The following is a 17,528-nucleotide window of genomic DNA, read 5'->3' on the forward strand; positions in this document are numbered from 1 at the left end:
TAGGTGTAAGGTAACAAACGCGTTACTTTGCACTCACTTTACCTAATTCGGAGGTTCTCTTCAATTTACAATTCTTTGTTCAAAAAACATGCATGCCAATCCTATTGGTGAACCTTCCGGTAATCGCCTGGCGTTGTGCCTATCATTTTCTTAAAAGCGCGAATGAATGACATCTGATGTAAATATCCTACACGTTCCGAAATTTCTTGGATCGGCAGAGGCGTCGTTCTTAACAATTCCTTGGCATGCTCCATCCGTATTTGGCAGAGGTAAACGACGAATTTCTCACCGAAATCCTCCTTAAATATCGTGCTTAGGCTGGACGAATTCATATTAAATTGTTCGCTTAGGCTCGATAAAGATAGATCAGGATCACTGAAATTAGCTTCAATATAATCCCTTACTTTTTGCACCACACCGTGATTGCCTTTGCTGACTCGAATTTCTTCCATTTGCTGTGCACAGGACGAAAGGGTCTCCAAATAAAAAGTTTCAAGCTCATCCAGCGTCTCAAGGGTCTCCATATTCTCATCCCACGGTGTGCGGAATTCCCGATTCCACAATTCTTGATACTCCGGAGGGAGCTCCATCATTTCCCGATAGAAATAATAGTTCATGTAACTAAGAATGCCGCTGATCTCCTCTTTCGGAAGCAAAAGACGACGTAATCCATCAAATAACAGCTTCAACTGCTCCTGCCACCCATCGTTACCGACACGGAAAGCTTGAGCAATCGTCCGTACATACTGCAGGTAAACGTATAAATCATCATGCGATAACAACTCGATTTCCCAATGGCCGATCACCCGATTGCTGCCAAGCGCCGACTTATAATCCAACGCCCGTGCCGCTGATTCATAGGATTGATGTATCGCTTGAACTTCGTGCACCGTACAGCCCACACCAAGTGTCACCGTCAGTTTCAAATTGTTCTGCATCCAAAGTCGAGCTTGATCCGTCAGCGTCAGTATCATGGACTCCAGTGGAATCTCTTGCTGCTCTTCAAGAAAAATAATACATAACCGATGATTCGTGACCCATTCCTGCCAAATGCGCAAACCACAGGCTTCTGCCGATTCTTCCACTACTTTTTTCAAAATATATTTAAAAAGCCCCTGATCCTCACGGGAATGCCCGCTTATAAACTCGGTATATTTATCAATTTCGACGATGCTGACGGCGGCACTCCCCAGTTGCTTCATGCCAAGCTCCATCATCTCATTGTTCCAATCTGCCTGCTCTAACGGGCGACTTCCATCAATAATCTCGTGAAATAATTGGATACGTCGATATTTCTGATTCACGAGACTCTGATTCTGATACTCCTGACTAACCTCAATGATGTTGCTGAGTGTGTAATCAATATAACTAAGTTCATCGACCGTCGGTCCTTGTATCGGATGCTCTTTATGAACCTGATTGTATTTCTCGATTCGCGACATAATCGTTTCAATTGGCTTATAGTTTTTACGGGTAATATACACAATCCAGCCTATCGCTAGCAGCAGTCCCAAGAATCCAACAATAAACCAACCGCTCTTCACATAGCTAAAAATATTACCCAGCTCTTCCTTCTTCAGCGAGCTCGTGTAGGTCCAACCTGTATAGTTGGATATGATTGTAATATCATCAACCTTTGGATCCTTGCCTTTTTGCTCGAAAATCATCTGCCCTTGACTATCTTTGAGTGCAATCTGATTCACTTCCGAAGTGCCGTATTTGCTTAGAAACTCTTGAATGGCGTTAACTTTCACATTAACAATCATCAAAGCGATCCCTTTACTTTGCAGGGGAACACTTCTGGACAGGGAAATGACTGTTCCTTCCAGAATCCCATCTTTAAGCATCCGATAGGGACGGGGCAGACTCCAGTTTGTTAGTTCAGGATTATTTATATGACTTTCAATGAATGGCTTATCTGCAAATTGATCGACATGCAGCTTTGTTTTGTCACTAATAACCGTTCCATCACCTACCCGATACAAATAGACAGAATCAATCCATGGATTGGTAGATGTTAGGCTCTGAAGTAGCCGAGAAAGCTCAATGAAAAAGCTAGTATCACTTTGCATCCCAGCAAAGGTCATGAAATTAACATTGCGCGTGATCGTTTCCAGCATCATCACTTCAATGGAATTCAGCGACATGTCGATGCTGCTCTGAATATTTTGCACATAGACGCCACTGGATTTCAGGGCTTCTTTGCGGGACAAATCATTGAGCTGAACGACCCCGATAAATACGAATAAACAAACGATCAGAATAAGCACAGGCACATAGGAAAGTAGCAAGCGATGGAACCAATTTCTTCTCAAGTTGGGCTCTCTCCTTCATGATACAAGGGTGATTATCTTACCATTTTATCCTTGAACTGATGGTGGAGCAATATACAACCTTTCGCGGAGTTAACATAGAGGTGGTTCGCAGGCTTATAAGTCGATTTTTTCGACTTAGGGAACCACCAGCGTCGAACTCCAGCAAAAAGCCCCTGCAGCAACAACGCTGCAAGAGCTTTTAAAATGCCTAAGACTTACAAGGGGAATATATACTCATTCTGCCCTTCATTAAGAGGATAACTGTCATAACTCCAAACCAACGTGCCAGGCAAACCACCGGGTAATGTGACTTCAACGTACCATTGTCTGCCCCGACACTCCACGTTTACTTCGATAAAGCCATTCGGATGCGGGAGCTTACCGTGTAGACTCGTTAATGATCCGAGCTGCGGACGAATCACGACCGAAGCAAAACCCATTGATGCCGGGCGAATGCCAAGCAAGTTGGTGTAGAGATGGTAGATCGGATGAGCCCCCCAAGCATGACAGTCCGATCGCGTCGAATCTAGGAATATTTCCGGCGCGGTCTTTAGACCAGTCGCCTCCATCCCAAACCATGGCTCGAGCCTGCTCAACAGCGCATCAATCTGGCTAACAGACGCTAACGCATCGAACGTATAATGATCAAAATACACACTTGTACGCATCAGGTCCGTGTCGCTCTTCAGTATTTCAGGTAAAAGGCGACTATTTAGGCCCGGCGAAATCGACTCACATAACAAGGAAAGCACTTGTACATGCTCCGAATAATACTGATGGCCAGTATCGTCCGCAAACATCCCTCTCTCCTCGTTCCAGAACAACAGCTCAACAACGCTGCTCAGTTCTTTTGCCAATCGTCTCGCGCGTGATTCCAGCTCTGTTTCACCTAAGTATGCTTCAAGTTTAGCAACCAGCTCCAACGTATGAATCATCAGCAGATTATAGGCTGCATTCAAGCGATCCGCCCCATGAGGCGGTGTGCCCGAGTTCCAAGCATCTGAAGGTGCAGTCTGCCAGTCCATGAAGTTCCATGAAATAGGCAACTTTACCGCCCCATTCGATGAACGATTGTGCAATAGCCGTTCCAACTCGTCGCGGACGCTGCTCATCATGAAACGAATCCATTCCGCATCGCCTCTCCATAGGGCATAATCATAGACCATCGCTACCCACCATAAGGAGAATGAGGAAATATGTTTGCCGCTTTGGTCCGGATAAGCACAGTTCACAAGTCCAAGATGATTGTTACGGGAGGCTCGGAACATCTCCAATGCTTTACGCGGTAATCTATCGTCGGGCGTGCTAACGTAGGTAACTAGCGACTGAATGCGTGTATCCCCCACGTACATGAGCTGCTCCCAGTAAGGGCAATCCATGTACGTTTCGTGTGCACACATTTGTAACGTCCTGAATGATGCCTTAACGACTTGGTTTACACGTTCATCATTACAATGAATAGAACCTTCCATTTCCAATGGATATCTCGTTTCAAACAGCCTAAGCGCCATTAAATCTAACGCCTCGCTCCCCGTTTCCACAATTAACTCCCCGTATCTTCCCGCATGCCACCACAAAGTATCGAACCTTCGCCCCTGCCCGCCATCCGGACGAAACGTATCGCCATAACCTCTAAACCATTTACCCGCAATCTCGTTACGGTTCGTCTTACGTCCGCCCTCCGCTTCATCATAGAAAGACTCCTCCCAATAGAGCCGAATGACAGAACCTTTTCCTCCCGAAACGATAAGCTCAGGATAGAAACAATAGTACTCCCCTAGATCGATAATGACTCGTCTTCGGGTATTCGCTGGAATGCGAGCCGGTTGCCCCGTAAGTAAACCACTCCAACGCTCATGCTCCTCTATTAAATCAAAACTCGCGACGATCGGATATCCGTCTGATTCCTGGATGCCAGCTTGCTCAACAAAACGTACCCCCATCGTCGTTATGTTAACCTCTTGCATCGCTGGCAATGTGGCCGGACGCATAAAACGCTGTACCGACGAAAAATGATAATTGTTCGCTCCGTGGTAGACATTTCCCAAAGGTTGTACCGGAAGCCAACCGTTACCTCCCCCAAGCAAAGCATCCCAATCGAAGGAAGTGCCATCAATGTCCAACTTTGCACCAGTACCAATGCTAGAGGGCAGTGGAAGAAAACGATAACCCAGCATCGGCTTCGCTTCCCACTGAGCAACTCCAGTGCCCATCAGCGATGCGAGTGATTCATCATCCGGACTAAGAAGAAAGCCTGGTTGTACGCTGATTTGTGCCCACGGCTTATGGTCGCCAATCGCCCAACAGCGCGCAATCCATTGATGCTCTCCAGCAGGTAGCTCGACCTCGTACGTCTCATAAAACCAATTGTTGCGATCTCCGCGTTCGCTGCCTCGGCCAATCCTTTTGTGATCTAGAAAGAGCTCGTACCTTTCGTCTCCAGAAACGTGTACCCTGAGGCGGAGTACTTCATTTAATATGAATTTGCATCGATAAACGATAACAAAGGGAGGTTTTAAAGCCTCACTGAAGGTCACCCAACGGCATGGCCAACCCGTCGTCTGTTCCCAAGGATTTAGCGATTGATTTTTCTCGATTTGGCCGTTATAGGGAAAGTCCGTTAATAGTACACGCAATTAGATCACCTCTCGATTTCCTTACCTGATTTCATTCAAAACATATAGTTCGATATTGTGGATATTCATCTCTTCCAAACTTGTTGCCGTCTTCGTGCTGCCCTTCATATAGATCTGCTCAAAGGTAACCCCTTCAATCAGGAAAGGATCTGTTCCACGCAGCATGGACGGGAGTCGGCCTTGATCACGTACTTTAATATTTTTCAAGAGCACTTGAGTAACAGGTCCAATCCCTCTTCCACTATCTTCGATTTCCAAATGCAGCCAATAAGGTCCATTTCTTGTATGAATGACTTGCTCAATATCGATATTCTCGAAGGTGATATTCTCTGCGGTAGCCTTACCAAAGCGGTGATGAATCGCTAAAGCACGGCTGGCTTGATAGATGTAACTATTTTTAAAAATAACATTCCGTTGCGCTTGCTCTACCCCCATCCCTACCTTAAAAGCTGCACAGCAGGTCCATGCTACACAATCATCGAACGTCACATGCTCAAGCACTTGCGGCGAGCCCGGCCAATTTCGTGCGATATCCGTTGCTTCATTCCAGGTTTTGGTGGAGAACGGGTCATCCTCCGAAATGGCGATTGTATGTGTAACAACTACATGCTGTGACTCTACAATATCTATGGCGTCATCCTCATAGTCAACCAACGATTGGAAACCCTTGTAGTTCGCAATCTTCACATGCTTGGAACGAGTCGGGATAAGCGCCCAGAGACCGGCATCTCGACCAATAATGCCATCGATTGTGAAGTGGGAAGTTGACATTGGCACAATTAAATTGCTAACAAAATTTTGATTAGCTCTGAGCCATGAACCGTTTCCATCGATCGTCCCTCGACCTGTGATCGCAATATTGGCGGAATTGGGTTCTGTTTGGATGAGCCAGGTTCCATCATAATTTAGACTATCTTTATGAAAATCAACCGTAAATTCCTCTTTATGATCGGTTGCCCTAAGTACGGCTCCTCCTTGAAGATAAAGAGTAACATGACTTTTCAAGATCAGATTGCCGATCAAGAATACGCCTTCGGGAACATAGACAACGCCACCGCCAGCTGAGCTGGCGTCGTTGATTGCCGCTTGAATCGCTGAAGTAGCCATGGTTTTTCCCGCAGGATCCGCACTATAATCAGCAACTACATGATGGATCCCATTACCAGATGCAGGTGGAACGCTCACTTCAAGCGGATCTGCGACCAGGACGAGTTCTTTCAAATTGTTGATTTTCACAATGAGATATCGGGACTCTTGGAGGTCGAAGGTAAGCTGTTTCTCCTCTACCGTTCCTTGAATCTCAAACGCTAACGGACTTATCGAAAACGAATCGATCGGCTCGCATACCTTGATTGTTATGGTCGTTGATCCGGAAAAAGAGAAATGAGCGTAATCATAATCACGATCCGTCAGAAAAGAGATCACCGGTATCCCGACATGATCCGCCTTCACTGAATAATACGTTGATTCCGAGTAAATAGACGGTACGGAGTAAGTCTCAATCGTTGCAGGCATTCTAATCCTCCTAAGCTTCTTAGCTAACAGGTTTAACATACCGATTTTACAACGCTCCATCAATCTACATTTCTTTGCAGGATTAACATGCGTCTAAAATGGAAAAAACACCTATCGAAGTCCTTCGAGGATGGACGACCCATGATAATTTTTCCGGGGCATATGAATATGGATCTCGCCGGAACACGGGAGATTTCATGAAACTCCCCCAACTTACCACCGGTTTGCCGCAACCATCCTGTCACATTGAATCAGTGTAAACTCAAATGGGCGAAGCTTCACTCACCTCAAATCATATGGTGTGGTAAACAAAGAAACCTGAGGCATCCTCAGGCTTCTTTGCAACAAATTACGGATTATAACTCACCTTCACATCATCTACACTCATCGAGCTGGCGTTGCCGGCGATCGAGGTAGAAAACTTGTCGAGCGTGGTTACGCCTGTGAAGCGATAATTCCAGCTCGTAGCAAGCAGCACATCGTTGATGTAGACGTCGTATTTTTTCGTTGACACATTGATTACTACCTTCAGACGATACGGCTGGCCACTCGTGATTCCTGTTAATACATCCGTTTTGGTGCTGCCGTTATAGCCCCAAACCTTGCCGTTTTGCATCACTAATTGAGCCGCTACGTTATTGGCTGTTACACTGTTGTCCGAAATGATTAAGGCATTTTTCCAGTTGCTATCATCAGCTGTGACAGTGCCTGTGTAACCGGTAATCGGGACGCCAGTAGGCGTTGCAAAGTACACCTTGATGCTTTTGCCGCCAGCACCATTCACATTCACGGTGAGGGTGGTCGTACCTCCGCTCGTGCTGGTTGTGATGCGTGAATCCTTATAAACAACCGGCCCCAGATTTTGCGTAAGCGAAAGTTGAATGGTGCCCGTATTGGCCAACGTTGGGTCAGATACGGAAACTTCCGTTCCGTTCTCGGTTGTACGGACCATGACAGACGCCTTTTTGTTGCTGGTGACACCACTAACCGTTTTTACCGCATCATTCCAGAAGTTAATCCCTAGAATACCAAGTGCATTTTCTTGCACAGCCTGAGCAGCGGTTGAATTCTCAATCACCGTAATGTCCGGGTTAGCTGTATACGTGTCCAACTGTCCACTGGACTTGCCTGGCAGCAGTACATAGGCATACCCAGCGTTCGTCGGATTCGTGCCATGATCGAACCGCAGATTCATGTAGTTACGTGTATAGTTCGTAAAGTATTCCGGGCCTGTATAATATTGGTTGATACTCGACCATTGGGCTGTTCGCGCCTCGCGCAACCCCTTTAATGTCGTTGCCGTTGGGAAATAGTAACCAACATCTGAACCTGCCACATTTCCGGCCAAGTGAATCCGATTCACGCCGGTCATCGTTTCACTCCAGCCTAATGTGCTTGACTTTGCAGCACCGTTTACCGTAAGTGCATTAGTACCACTGCTGTTCAGCTTACGATTTTCGACGATGGATTCCACAACCTTGTTGTCTGTAGATGTAATGCCAGCACCCAGACTCACGATTTCATCATCAAACATGAACCATGATTTCTTCGCTGTCAGCGTGGCGCTATTCGCCGTGTACTGCATACCTGTGATCCCGTATTGTCCCGATATTTCTGTGCCTCCAACCCAAGAATTCGGATTTTTGGCATTCGCTGCCCCTGTCGTGTTCTGATTGACTGTAGTGCCAGGTAAACGATAACTGTTTACGGTAGGCCAGTAAGAATCCTTATACTGAGTCAAATCAGTATCATAGAGATAGGTCATCCCATCCCCGGTATGCCAGCCCTTTAAATTCTCATTGTTAACAATTTCAAAATTCCCGATTTTATTGGAGGACATACTGATTCCAAATGCGAATCCCGGTCTATGATGTATAGTTCTGGCCATGTTAGGGTATTGTTTGTTCATGACAAGCGCATCTCTCGTAGTAACAGACGGATCATTCATGATTTGTTTCGTTTGCACGATAGAGCTGATCATAACCAAATCGGAATACTTGGTAGGAGATGTCGCCTCCGTCATCCATTTCTTGATCATTGATTTATATGCTGCCCGATCGGAGGCGGATGGTGCCGACATAGCCATCCTTGCCACGGAAGCTCCAAGCGCCCCCATTGACGTTAATCCCTTATCATCGCTGGCTTTTCTAGCAATGTTTCGTCCTCTCACCATATCAACCATAGAGGTATTATAGAATAGCGGTTCAAAAGCATTATAAATCCATTGGTAGATGTTATTCACATCCGGATCTATTATGTCCCATGTAGAACCTGCAACTACATACATCACCTTTGTTTAATTATCGAGCAAACTAATGCCGTAGCCGCCGTTGTAGGGAATGAGTGCGGTATGTTGAAGAAATGAACCATCGCTGTACATCCCTTCACCAGTAGTCACATAATCAAATACCGAACTAAGCTGGTCCCGTCCCTCTATAATTTTGGCACCGTTCTTGACAATAATCCCGCTTGTAATTTTAATATTGCAAGCCCATACGCGATTGGCTCCCGTCAGGCCGGCGCCCCATTGAAGCGCTTGATAGTCGATGACAGCATGCCAATTACTAATCTGCGTTGACGTTAAACTAGCATAAATCCATGTAGTAATATTATTGATGCTTAGTGGCGAGGAGATCTGCCAGTCAAACCAATTGTCATAACCTCGTTTAGGCACGCTTGTATTGTATCTATTCGTGTACATCCAATCCATCGCGCTTTTAATATCCGCCAGCAAAGTTGCATTATTATAAAGCGTTGATCCTCTAGTCACATAAGCCAATGTCATCGCTTCTAACCGTTGGTAGCTTCCCGAAACATGCTCCGACTCTGTAGTCGTTGCCAAGTCGTTCCACAGGTAGGTTCTACCTGCAGCCTTATTCATCGTATCCCAGTTTGTTTGTGCAAGGATCGTAATATTGGTGATCTTGCCACTGATGTCTGGGTCAGCCGGATCGTACGTCAGGCCTCCAGTTGTAAAATCGTAAATTTTCGCTCGCAAGGTGTCATACTCATCTGCCGCATAGGCAGGGTTCACTGGAAGTGCTACTAGGTTGACAATGAAAGCCACTACCAATAAAAGCGCTTTCAATAAACGCGAATTAATCATTAATAATCCCCTTTCTATAGTAAAAATGCTTCCTTCCCGAACAAATTTGCTGCAGGAAGGAAGCGCATGATGAACTACTTTGTTGAACTACTTATTTGTTATGTCTTATTTCGTCAATAATTTATAGTAATCTTTCGTGTAAATAACATCTTTTTTATTATCTGCGTAGGCTTTCGTTAAGAAGTCATCAACTTTCTTACCGCCGCCTTTTTCCCATGCATCTTGTGCATCTTTCATCGCTTGATCAACGGTATAACTAGTTCCACCAACAACTGCTTTTGTATAAATGTTAATGAGTGTATTCTTCAACGTGTTCTTGATGACTGTCAGATCTTCCGTCAATGTTACTGGAAGGACGACTTCGGACGTTGTAGGACGATCCGCTGTGATGTAAGCAGCTCTACCTTGTTTGACTAAATCAATATACGCTTTATCAACCGGCTTCGAAGGATCCAATGTGTTCGTATACTCTACACATTTCCCCATCGTGCCTGTCTGAGACATCATTTGGAAATCACCATTCCAATTTAATTCTTTCTTGTTTTTCTCAGTATCAATCGGTTTCGGGCAACCATCTACCATCTTATAGTGAACGCCTTCCATACCATACATCAATGTCGTTTGAACCTCAGGTTGCATCAGCCAATCGACGTATTTCACAACAGCTTCTACGTTCTTCGCTGTAGCATTAATGGCAGACGTAAATTGCATAGGTACAGCACCGGCAGGTGAGAATTGCCCGAATTCAGACTTCGGAAGCGGAATAATCGTCACTTTTGCATCTGGATTATTTTTCATCAGCGCAGTGTAGACATCGTATCCTTTAATTCCTTCTAACACATCAGAACCATAAATGCCAAGTTTGCCGTTTACCCAATCCTGTTGCATTTTCGCACCATTTTTATCTGTGAACGTATCTTTATCTACAGTGCCAGCATCATAAAGAGCCTTTCTAAATGCTAAATCTGCTTTAGGACGATCCCATGTCCGCACATATTGATCATTGATCAGATGATAGGACGTGATCATCGGCAATGTCTCATCACTTGCTTGATATAATTGGAAGAAAGCATCCACATCATAGAAAGTCGAACCAAGTGTATCTTTCTTGCCGTTACCGTCAGGATCTTGCTCAGTGAATGCTTTGGCAACTTGGAGATATTCCTCAGTTGTTTTTGGCACTGGAAGCTTCAATTTATCCAACCAATCCTGGCGAATCATCACATAATGGTTGGCTGTAAATGGCAAAGTACGGCCCATAAAGTACGTTTTCCCATTAAATCTCGTTAATTTCTGTAAGGACTCATTGCCAGCAATCATCTTTTTGTAATTTGTGGAATACTTCGCAATGGCATCATCGAGCGGAATAATTTGCCCTTTGGCTGCCAAATCCTTCATATAGGGATTCGAGAATTCCATGACTAAGTCAGGAGCTTGCCCAGAAGCGAACAGCACGTTCCACTTCTCCGAAGAGTTCGTGCGTGGAACAGGGATAAACTCAACTTGCACAGGTGCATTTTCATTGATCCATTTCGTCCAACGGTTATTTGTAATCGTGCCTTCACCCTCAGGTACATTGTTACGATCATAAATGGAAACCGTAATTTTCGGCTTAGGTCCAGCAGGTTTCGCACTTGCCGCAGCTGTGCTAGCAGTGCTTGGCGATGTTGTTGCACTATCAGTCTTTTTATCCGATGCACAAGCTGTAAGTAATGCTGTGCTTGAGAGTACTAGAGCTAAGGAAACGGACGTTGCTTTCATTTTGCTGATTTTCTTCATATGAATAAGTCACCCCTCAGAATATGTACGTGCAATTTTACAATAACCCCTATAATTTCATATCCTTATAAAACTAAGCCTACCATGTTTAGCGCTGCACATCACCCCTTTCAAATAAATCCATTTATCCTTTCACAGCGCCGATCATGACACCTTTTACGAAAAACCGTTGCAAGAATGGATAGACAATCAACATCGGTAAAGTCATCACAATGACCCCTGCCGCTTTAACACCCTCTGGTGTAATAGCTGCTGCTAATTCAGGCTGTGTATTCGTCAGCTCTTGCATCAAACTTTGATTCTGAATCATTTGTTGAACCAGTACAGCTAAATTCAACTTACTGGAATCATTAATGAAAATCAGTACATTCATAAAGGCGTTCCAGTGGGCAACCCCATAGAATAAAGTCAACGCTGCTAGGACTGGCAATGACAATGGCAATACAATCTGAATGATTAAGCGCCATTCGGAGCAGCCATCTATACGCGAAGCTTCCTCCAACTCTTCCGGCAATCCTTCAAAGAAGCTTCTCAAAACCAAGAGATTATACACCGTGATCAAGCCAGGCAGCCACAGAGCGCCATAGCTATTGATGAGTCCTAACTTTTGGATCAATAAATAGGTAGGAATTAAACCTGCAGAGAAGAGCATGGTGAAAATAATAGCAAAGGAATAAAATTTACGTCCGATAAAATAACGTTTCGACAAGGGGTATGCAGCCAGGATCGTGAACACCATGTTCAAGCATGTCCCTACAACCGTAATAATCACACTATTCCTAAAATCCGTGATGATTGGGCTTTCCTTAAAAAGCGCTGTATAGCCATCTAAGCTAAAATTAATAGGCCAAAAGCTGACCATTCCCGACATTAACGCATGCTTATCACTAAGTGATAGTGCAAATATATGCAAAATTGGCAACAAGCAGCTGAGACCAATGATGAACAAAAATATATAATTGAGGCCGAAAAACACCTTTTCTCCGCGTGTATGATTCATAAGCTTCTCCTTCTTAACATAGTCCGTGCACAGCGTGTTCGCCTACCATAACCCTTGGCCGAAACGGCGTGCAATGCGATTAGCGGCAAGTACCAAGATGAGACCTACTAGGGATTCAAACAATCCCATTGCTGTCGCAAGGCTGAAATTTGCTTGCTGAATTCCGATTTTGTACATAAATGTACTTATGACCTCAGATATTTCAAGTACAGCATTATTCTGAAGGACAAACACTTGATCGAAACCTAACTCCATCAGATGTCCGATTTTCAAAATCAACATAATAATGATCGTAGGCATAATCGCCGGCAATGTAATCCGTATCGTTTGCTGCCATTTATTGGCGCCATCTATGCTTGATGCTTCATATAAGCTCTGATCAATGGCTGTTAGTGCTGCTAGATAAATAATCGCGTTCCAACCCGCTTCCTTCCAAACACCCGCTCCCAGATAAATGGAAATCCAGGATGCTTCTTTATATAAGAACGGATACGATTCGCCAAAAAGCTTTTCAATAAGATGACTGAGTGTACCTGTACTTTGTGAAAAGACCGTAACCACGATGCCCCCAACAATGACCCAGTTGAGAAAATGCGGCAGATAGACCAGCGTCTGTACCAGTCGCTTAAAGGCCATCTTCCTCACTTCATTCAGAAGCAGCGCTACTATAATAGGAACCGGGAAGCCAATGATGATGCTTAACCCACTCAGTTTAAGCGTGTTCCACACGATATTAAAAATTTGTTTCGTTTGAAAGATCATTTTAAAGTTATCCAGACCTGCCCAAGGACTGCCCCAGATTCCTTTAATAAAGCTGTACTTCTTAAAAGCAATGACTAAGCCTGACATCGGGTAATATTTAAAAATAAGGAAGAAAGCAATAACTGGCACAAACATGATGTATAACGGAATGTTCTGTTTTAGAACGCGTTTGCCATACTTCCTAATCAACCAATTGCTTTTGGTTTTTACTGGGCTCGCCTTCTGATTAACCATTGCGGATGTTGAAGGCGGGTTCGCTTGACTCATCGGTGTCACTTCCCTGCTCTGTAATTTGAACTCATCGTACCTGCTCAGCCGTCATCCGTACAATATACATGATTTCGATCAGTTAACAGGCTGATATATCGGGGATTTCTGCTGTCTGATATACACTTTTTCTTCGGATATACATGTGACTATATACATGAAATTGGTGAGCTAAGCTCTTAACGCTTTAGCTATTGAGAAGGTTTGATGACCTTGTAGCTTCGCCAAAGCTTCCATATAGTAGTAATCACCGTAGATGAGCGGCTTGTTAATGTTCTGATTGCCAGGCAAGTTGCCTGTCCCCGAAAGCAGAATCGCTTCTTCCGAATCATCTGCCGAATAATGTTGAGAAAGTGACTGTAAGATCGCACACGCTTGTTCCTTATAAAAGAGTGCCCGATCACCTTCGCTTACCTCAGCTAGATCAAGCAGCCCGCTTGCCGCAATGGCTGCTGCGCTCGTATCCCGTGGAGCCGTCTCGGAGGACGGCAAGCGGAAGTCCCAATACGGCACCTTATCCTCTGGTAAGTGTGCGAGGAAGAAGCTGGCAGCATGCTCGGCTGCTGCCAAGAGATCGGCACGGCCGGTATGGCGGTAGCTGAGTACCGAGCCATAGATCGACCATGCCGAACCCCTTGCCCATGCAGACTCTTCCGCATAGCCTTGGCCACCAAGAGCGCCGACCCGTTCTCCTGTTTCGGGATTGAAACAGACGACATGATAGGCGGAGCCATCCTTGCGAATAAACTGCTTCGCGGCCATCTCAGCGTGCGCTTCTGCGATATGCGCAAAGCGAGGGTCGCCGGTTTGCTGCGACGTCCAGTAGAGCAGCGGCAAATTCATCATGCAATCGATAATCGCCCATCCGACCCGCTCCGGATGGTTCCATGCGCGAATGAAGCTTCCTTTAATGTTGAACCTCCCCGCCAAATGGCTGGCAATCTTCAAAGCTCGGCACTTGGACACTTCGTTTCCAGTAAGATGCCAGTTCGCTATTGAAGTTAGCGTCCACATGAAGCCCATATCATGATCCAGGGGCTCATACGCCTCAATAACCGCATCCATTTGTGTTTCACAACTCTCAGCCAGAAGGCGTAATTGTTCATCTTGACGATCTTGATAAATAAGCCATAAGATCCCTGACCAGAAACCTGCTGTCCAGTAATGCGGCGAGGTCAATTGAAATTGACCCTCGTTCGAGCCGTGAGGAAATGCTGCACCTACTCGGAGGCTCGTGTTCTTTACTTTACGGACACCTTGCTCCCAGGCATCCCTGATCCATTGTTCTTGTGTCATTGTCGCTACACTCCCTCTGTTGAATGTCCCAAGCATATCCATAGAAGGCTGATTGCTCAATATACATGTTTTCGTTAGGTTAACAGGTTAGGCGTATAGGCTTGCTATAACGTGAAAAGGCGCCATGCAAGGGAGTTATCCCTTGTATGACGTGTTCATCGAGAAGTTGCAAACAAAAAACCTGCTAGATATTCCTATCTGCAGGTTTTACACGCTATTCATTTTTACGGCAGTGAACGCATTAAAGTAAATTGTTTAGCAAGAAAATGTGGCGAATACGGCATATCCTTTCGAAGCCACGAAACGATCGTACCGATTAAGGCTGAAGATCCGTACCATATGGCAATGTCCTTTTGAATTCCTGCAGCGGATAGATCGGAGTCATCCCCCATTCTCTCTATTCTCGCGGTTATCAATTCCGTCAACAGTTTTAACAATCGGTCCGTAAAGATCGGCGTTCGTCGCGAACCCAGTATGACTTTATAAAACTTAGCATGCTCTGCAAAATGTTCGAGCAAGTTCACCAGCATCGGCCAGTCATCCTCATCAGTGACATGTAGATCCCCTGACTCTATGTTCAGAATACGAGAAATTTCCTCGATCATCTCATCTGCCATCTTTTCCATCATATCCGGAATGTCTCGATAGTGCAGATAGAAGGTAACACGATTGATGGTAGCGCGCTCTGCGATACGATTAACCGAAATTTTCTCGATTTCCATTTCTTGAAGCAATTCTACAAAGGCATCTTTTAGCAATTGACGTGTACGAATGATACGTGGATCTGTACGAGTAGTTCGATTATCCATAGATTCTTTCCTTTACTTAAACATTGTATGCTTGTTACAAAGTAGATTTGGTCATCTTTTTAAATATTGCGAATTATACTACATAATGTAAATGAAGTCCAAATTTAGCCCCCTAATTCTCGACATTTGTAAAACTGACATCCCCCATTTCTTATGGGCACTTTATTTACACAAGCTAGTAAGCTTACATGACATGTAAATTTTGATTGCCCTATTGGCCGTAATAGGGTAAAACTATACTAATAAACTTATTTTATATATTTGAAATGCGAAGGTGGATGACATTGTGTTAGTTCAAGTAGATAATGAGGTAGTTGCAAGAGAATATGTACATGGCATTTACGAAACCGTAGTCAAACGTAATCCGAATGAGACTGAGTTCCATCAAGCTGTAAAAGAAATTATCGAATCTTTGATTCCAGTTTTCTCCAAACACCCGAAATATATGAAACACGCTATTCTTGAGCGTCTCGTTGAGCCGGAGCGTTTAATTACTTTCCGAGTACCGTGGGTAAATGACCAAGGGATTACACAAGTAAATCGCGGTTTCCGTGTTCAATTTAACAGTGCAATTGGGCCGTATAAGGGCGGATTGCGTTTCCATCCCTCTGTAAATGCAAGTATTATCAAATTCCTAGGGTTTGAACAAACGTTCAAAAACTCCCTTACAGGTCAACCTATCGGCGGAGGCAAAGGCGGCTCCGATTTCGATCCAAAAGGAAAGTCGGATAACGAAGTCATGCGTTTTACCCAAAGCTTCATGACAGAGCTATATAAATATATTGGTCAAGACACTGATGTACCTGCTGGAGACATTGGCGTAGGGGCACGCGAAATTGGTTACATGTTCGGTCAATTTAAGCGTATTAGCGGAGCTTATGAGGCTGGTGTATTGACTGGTAAAGGAATTATCTATGGCGGCAGCTTGGGACGTACCGAAGCGACGGGTTATGGCTGTGTGTACTTTGTGAACGAGATGCTGAATTCCAAAGGTCTTAGCTTCGAGGGAAGCACTGTAGTCGTATCCGGATCAGGCAACGTGGCTATCTATTCGATAGAGAAAGCGGTAAAGCTAGGCGCTAAGGTTGTAGCTTGCAGCGACTCCAACGGCTACATTTATGATAAAAACGGCATCTGCTTAGACACGCTTCGACGGTTGAAAGAAGTGGAAAGAACAAGAATCAGTGAGTATGTTAAAGAGCATCCGTCCGCAACCTACCATGAAGGATGTAACGGCATATGGTCCATTCCATGTGATATCGCTCTCCCGAGCGCAACACAGAACGAGATTGATGAGGCTTCAGCCAGGCTTCTTGTTAGCAACGGGGTAAAAGCAGTTGGGGAAGGTGCGAATATGCCATCCACCTTAGAAGCGATTGATGTATTCCTACAGGCAGGCGTGTTGTTTGGGCCAGCTAAGGCAGCCAATGCAGGCGGCGTTGCCGTATCCGCGCTGGAAATGTCTCAAAACAGCATGAGATACTCTTGGCAGTTCCATGAGGTCGACGATAAACTACATGCGATCATGAAAAACATCTACAGAAGTGCTGTCCAGGCTTCAGATGAATATGGCCATCCGGGCAATCTCGTAGTTGGCGCCAATATTGCTGGCTTTATCAAAGTGGCAGATGCCATGATTGCACAAGGTGTCATTTAGAAGCTAATAATGGCAGCCTGTAAAGAGAACTAACATGTACCATTGCGGCTAATCCGAGAAATGGACATCGAATGGGAACTTTAGTGCCTTAAAGGGATAGGGTGTCCTGAAGTAGTGAAATCTACTTTGGGACACCCTATTTGTAGTTGTTAGTATGTGAGGAAAACGCCAATTGCTGAAGTAGTTCCAAACATCTTTTTCGACTTACACGACTTCCTTCGCTCTGCTTCACGTCTGTAAGTCGATTTTTTCGACTTACTGGGCTTCCTTTGCTCTGCTTCACGTCTGTATGAATTTAGACTTAGTAGTGGACACAACGAATTGGGGAGTTAGATAATAGACCTATCCAAATTACGAGGTGTCCGAGATGAGTGAATTCCGCCAAC

10 protein-coding genes and 1 pseudogene are annotated in these 17,528 nt (G+C 44.8%); 1 reads left to right on the forward strand and 10 read right to left on the reverse strand.

Going from position 1 to position 17,528, the window contains the following annotated elements:
* Nucleotides 1–101 precede the first annotated feature (101 nt).
* The 10 genes and pseudogenes from ASG89_RS06180 to ASG89_RS06225 all read right to left on the reverse strand — a co-directional run bounded on the left by ASG89_RS06180 (nucleotide 102) and on the right by ASG89_RS06225 (nucleotide 15,485).
* Complete coding sequence (locus ASG89_RS06180; RefSeq protein WP_057309694.1) at nucleotides 102–2,315, reverse strand: helix-turn-helix domain-containing protein; 2,214 nt, start codon at nucleotides 2,313–2,315, stop codon at nucleotides 102–104.
* Nucleotides 2,316–2,530: 215 nt separating this feature from the next.
* Nucleotides 2,531–4,951, reverse strand: a complete 2,421-nt coding sequence (locus ASG89_RS06185; RefSeq protein ID WP_057309695.1) for an alpha-L-rhamnosidase C-terminal domain-containing protein — start codon at nucleotides 4,949–4,951, stop codon at nucleotides 2,531–2,533.
* A gap of 21 nt (nucleotides 4,952–4,972) precedes the next feature.
* Nucleotides 4,973–6,466 (reverse strand): glycoside hydrolase family 28 protein, encoded by a 1,494-nt coding sequence (locus ASG89_RS06190; RefSeq protein WP_057309696.1) that lies wholly within the window; start codon nucleotides 6,464–6,466, stop codon nucleotides 4,973–4,975.
* Nucleotides 6,467–6,815: 349 nt separating this feature from the next.
* Complete coding sequence (locus ASG89_RS06195; RefSeq protein ID WP_321166477.1) at nucleotides 6,816–8,504, reverse strand: polysaccharide lyase family 8 super-sandwich domain-containing protein; 1,689 nt, start codon at nucleotides 8,502–8,504, stop codon at nucleotides 6,816–6,818.
* A 3-nt stretch (nucleotides 8,505–8,507) separates the two neighbouring features.
* Nucleotides 8,508–9,572 (reverse strand): annotated as a pseudogene (locus ASG89_RS06200) (hyaluronate lyase); the annotation flags it as partial.
* 105 nt (nucleotides 9,573–9,677) lie between these two features.
* Nucleotides 9,678–11,351, reverse strand: a complete 1,674-nt coding sequence (locus ASG89_RS06205; RefSeq protein ID WP_057309703.1) for an extracellular solute-binding protein — start codon at nucleotides 11,349–11,351, stop codon at nucleotides 9,678–9,680.
* Between the two features lie 124 nt (nucleotides 11,352–11,475).
* Nucleotides 11,476–12,351, reverse strand: a complete 876-nt coding sequence (locus ASG89_RS06210; RefSeq protein ID WP_057309705.1) for a carbohydrate ABC transporter permease — start codon at nucleotides 12,349–12,351, stop codon at nucleotides 11,476–11,478.
* Between the two features lie 42 nt (nucleotides 12,352–12,393).
* Nucleotides 12,394–13,380 (reverse strand): ABC transporter permease, encoded by a 987-nt coding sequence (locus tag ASG89_RS06215; protein WP_321166476.1) that lies wholly within the window; start codon nucleotides 13,378–13,380, stop codon nucleotides 12,394–12,396.
* Between the two features lie 171 nt (nucleotides 13,381–13,551).
* The gene (locus ASG89_RS06220; protein ID WP_057309707.1) at nucleotides 13,552–14,676 is read right to left on the reverse strand and encodes a glycoside hydrolase family 88 protein; all 1,125 of its coding nucleotides are present in this window, start codon (nucleotides 14,674–14,676) and stop codon (nucleotides 13,552–13,554) included.
* Nucleotides 14,677–14,900: 224 nt separating this feature from the next.
* Complete coding sequence (locus ASG89_RS06225) at nucleotides 14,901–15,485, reverse strand: TetR/AcrR family transcriptional regulator (RefSeq protein ID WP_057309709.1); 585 nt, start codon at nucleotides 15,483–15,485, stop codon at nucleotides 14,901–14,903.
* A gap of 286 nt (nucleotides 15,486–15,771) precedes the next feature.
* On the opposite strand from ASG89_RS06225, the gene gdhA reads away from it, so the two are divergent.
* Nucleotides 15,772–17,142, forward strand: coding sequence for an NADP-specific glutamate dehydrogenase (gene gdhA / locus ASG89_RS06230; protein ID WP_235549638.1), 1,371 nt, complete (start codon nucleotides 15,772–15,774; stop codon nucleotides 17,140–17,142).
* The last annotated feature ends 386 nt before the right edge of the window (nucleotides 17,143–17,528 follow it).

This window comes from Paenibacillus sp. Soil766 (assembly GCF_001428105.1).
Lineage (GTDB): Bacteria > Bacillota > Bacilli > Paenibacillales > NBRC-103111 > Paenibacillus_E.

Coding starts and splice junctions, on each gene's coding strand:
- ASG89_RS06190 (WP_057309696.1), bottom strand. CDS start 6,466: ATGCCTGCAACGATTGAGACTTACTCCGTACCGTCTATTTACTCGGAA.
- ASG89_RS06195 (WP_321166477.1), bottom strand. CDS start 8,504: ATGATCAAGAAATGGATGACGGAGGCGACATCTCCTACCAAGTATTCC.
- ASG89_RS06205 (WP_057309703.1), bottom strand. CDS start 11,351: ATGAAGAAAATCAGCAAAATGAAAGCAACGTCCGTTTCCTTAGCTCTA.
- ASG89_RS06210 (WP_057309705.1), bottom strand. CDS start 12,351: ATGAATCATACACGCGGAGAAAAGGTGTTTTTCGGCCTCAATTATATA.
- ASG89_RS06215 (WP_321166476.1), bottom strand. CDS start 13,380: ATGAGTCAAGCGAACCCGCCTTCAACATCCGCAATGGTTAATCAGAAG.
- ASG89_RS06220 (WP_057309707.1), bottom strand. CDS start 14,676: ATGACACAAGAACAATGGATCAGGGATGCCTGGGAGCAAGGTGTCCGT.
- ASG89_RS06225 (WP_057309709.1), bottom strand. CDS start 15,485: ATGGATAATCGAACTACTCGTACAGATCCACGTATCATTCGTACACGT.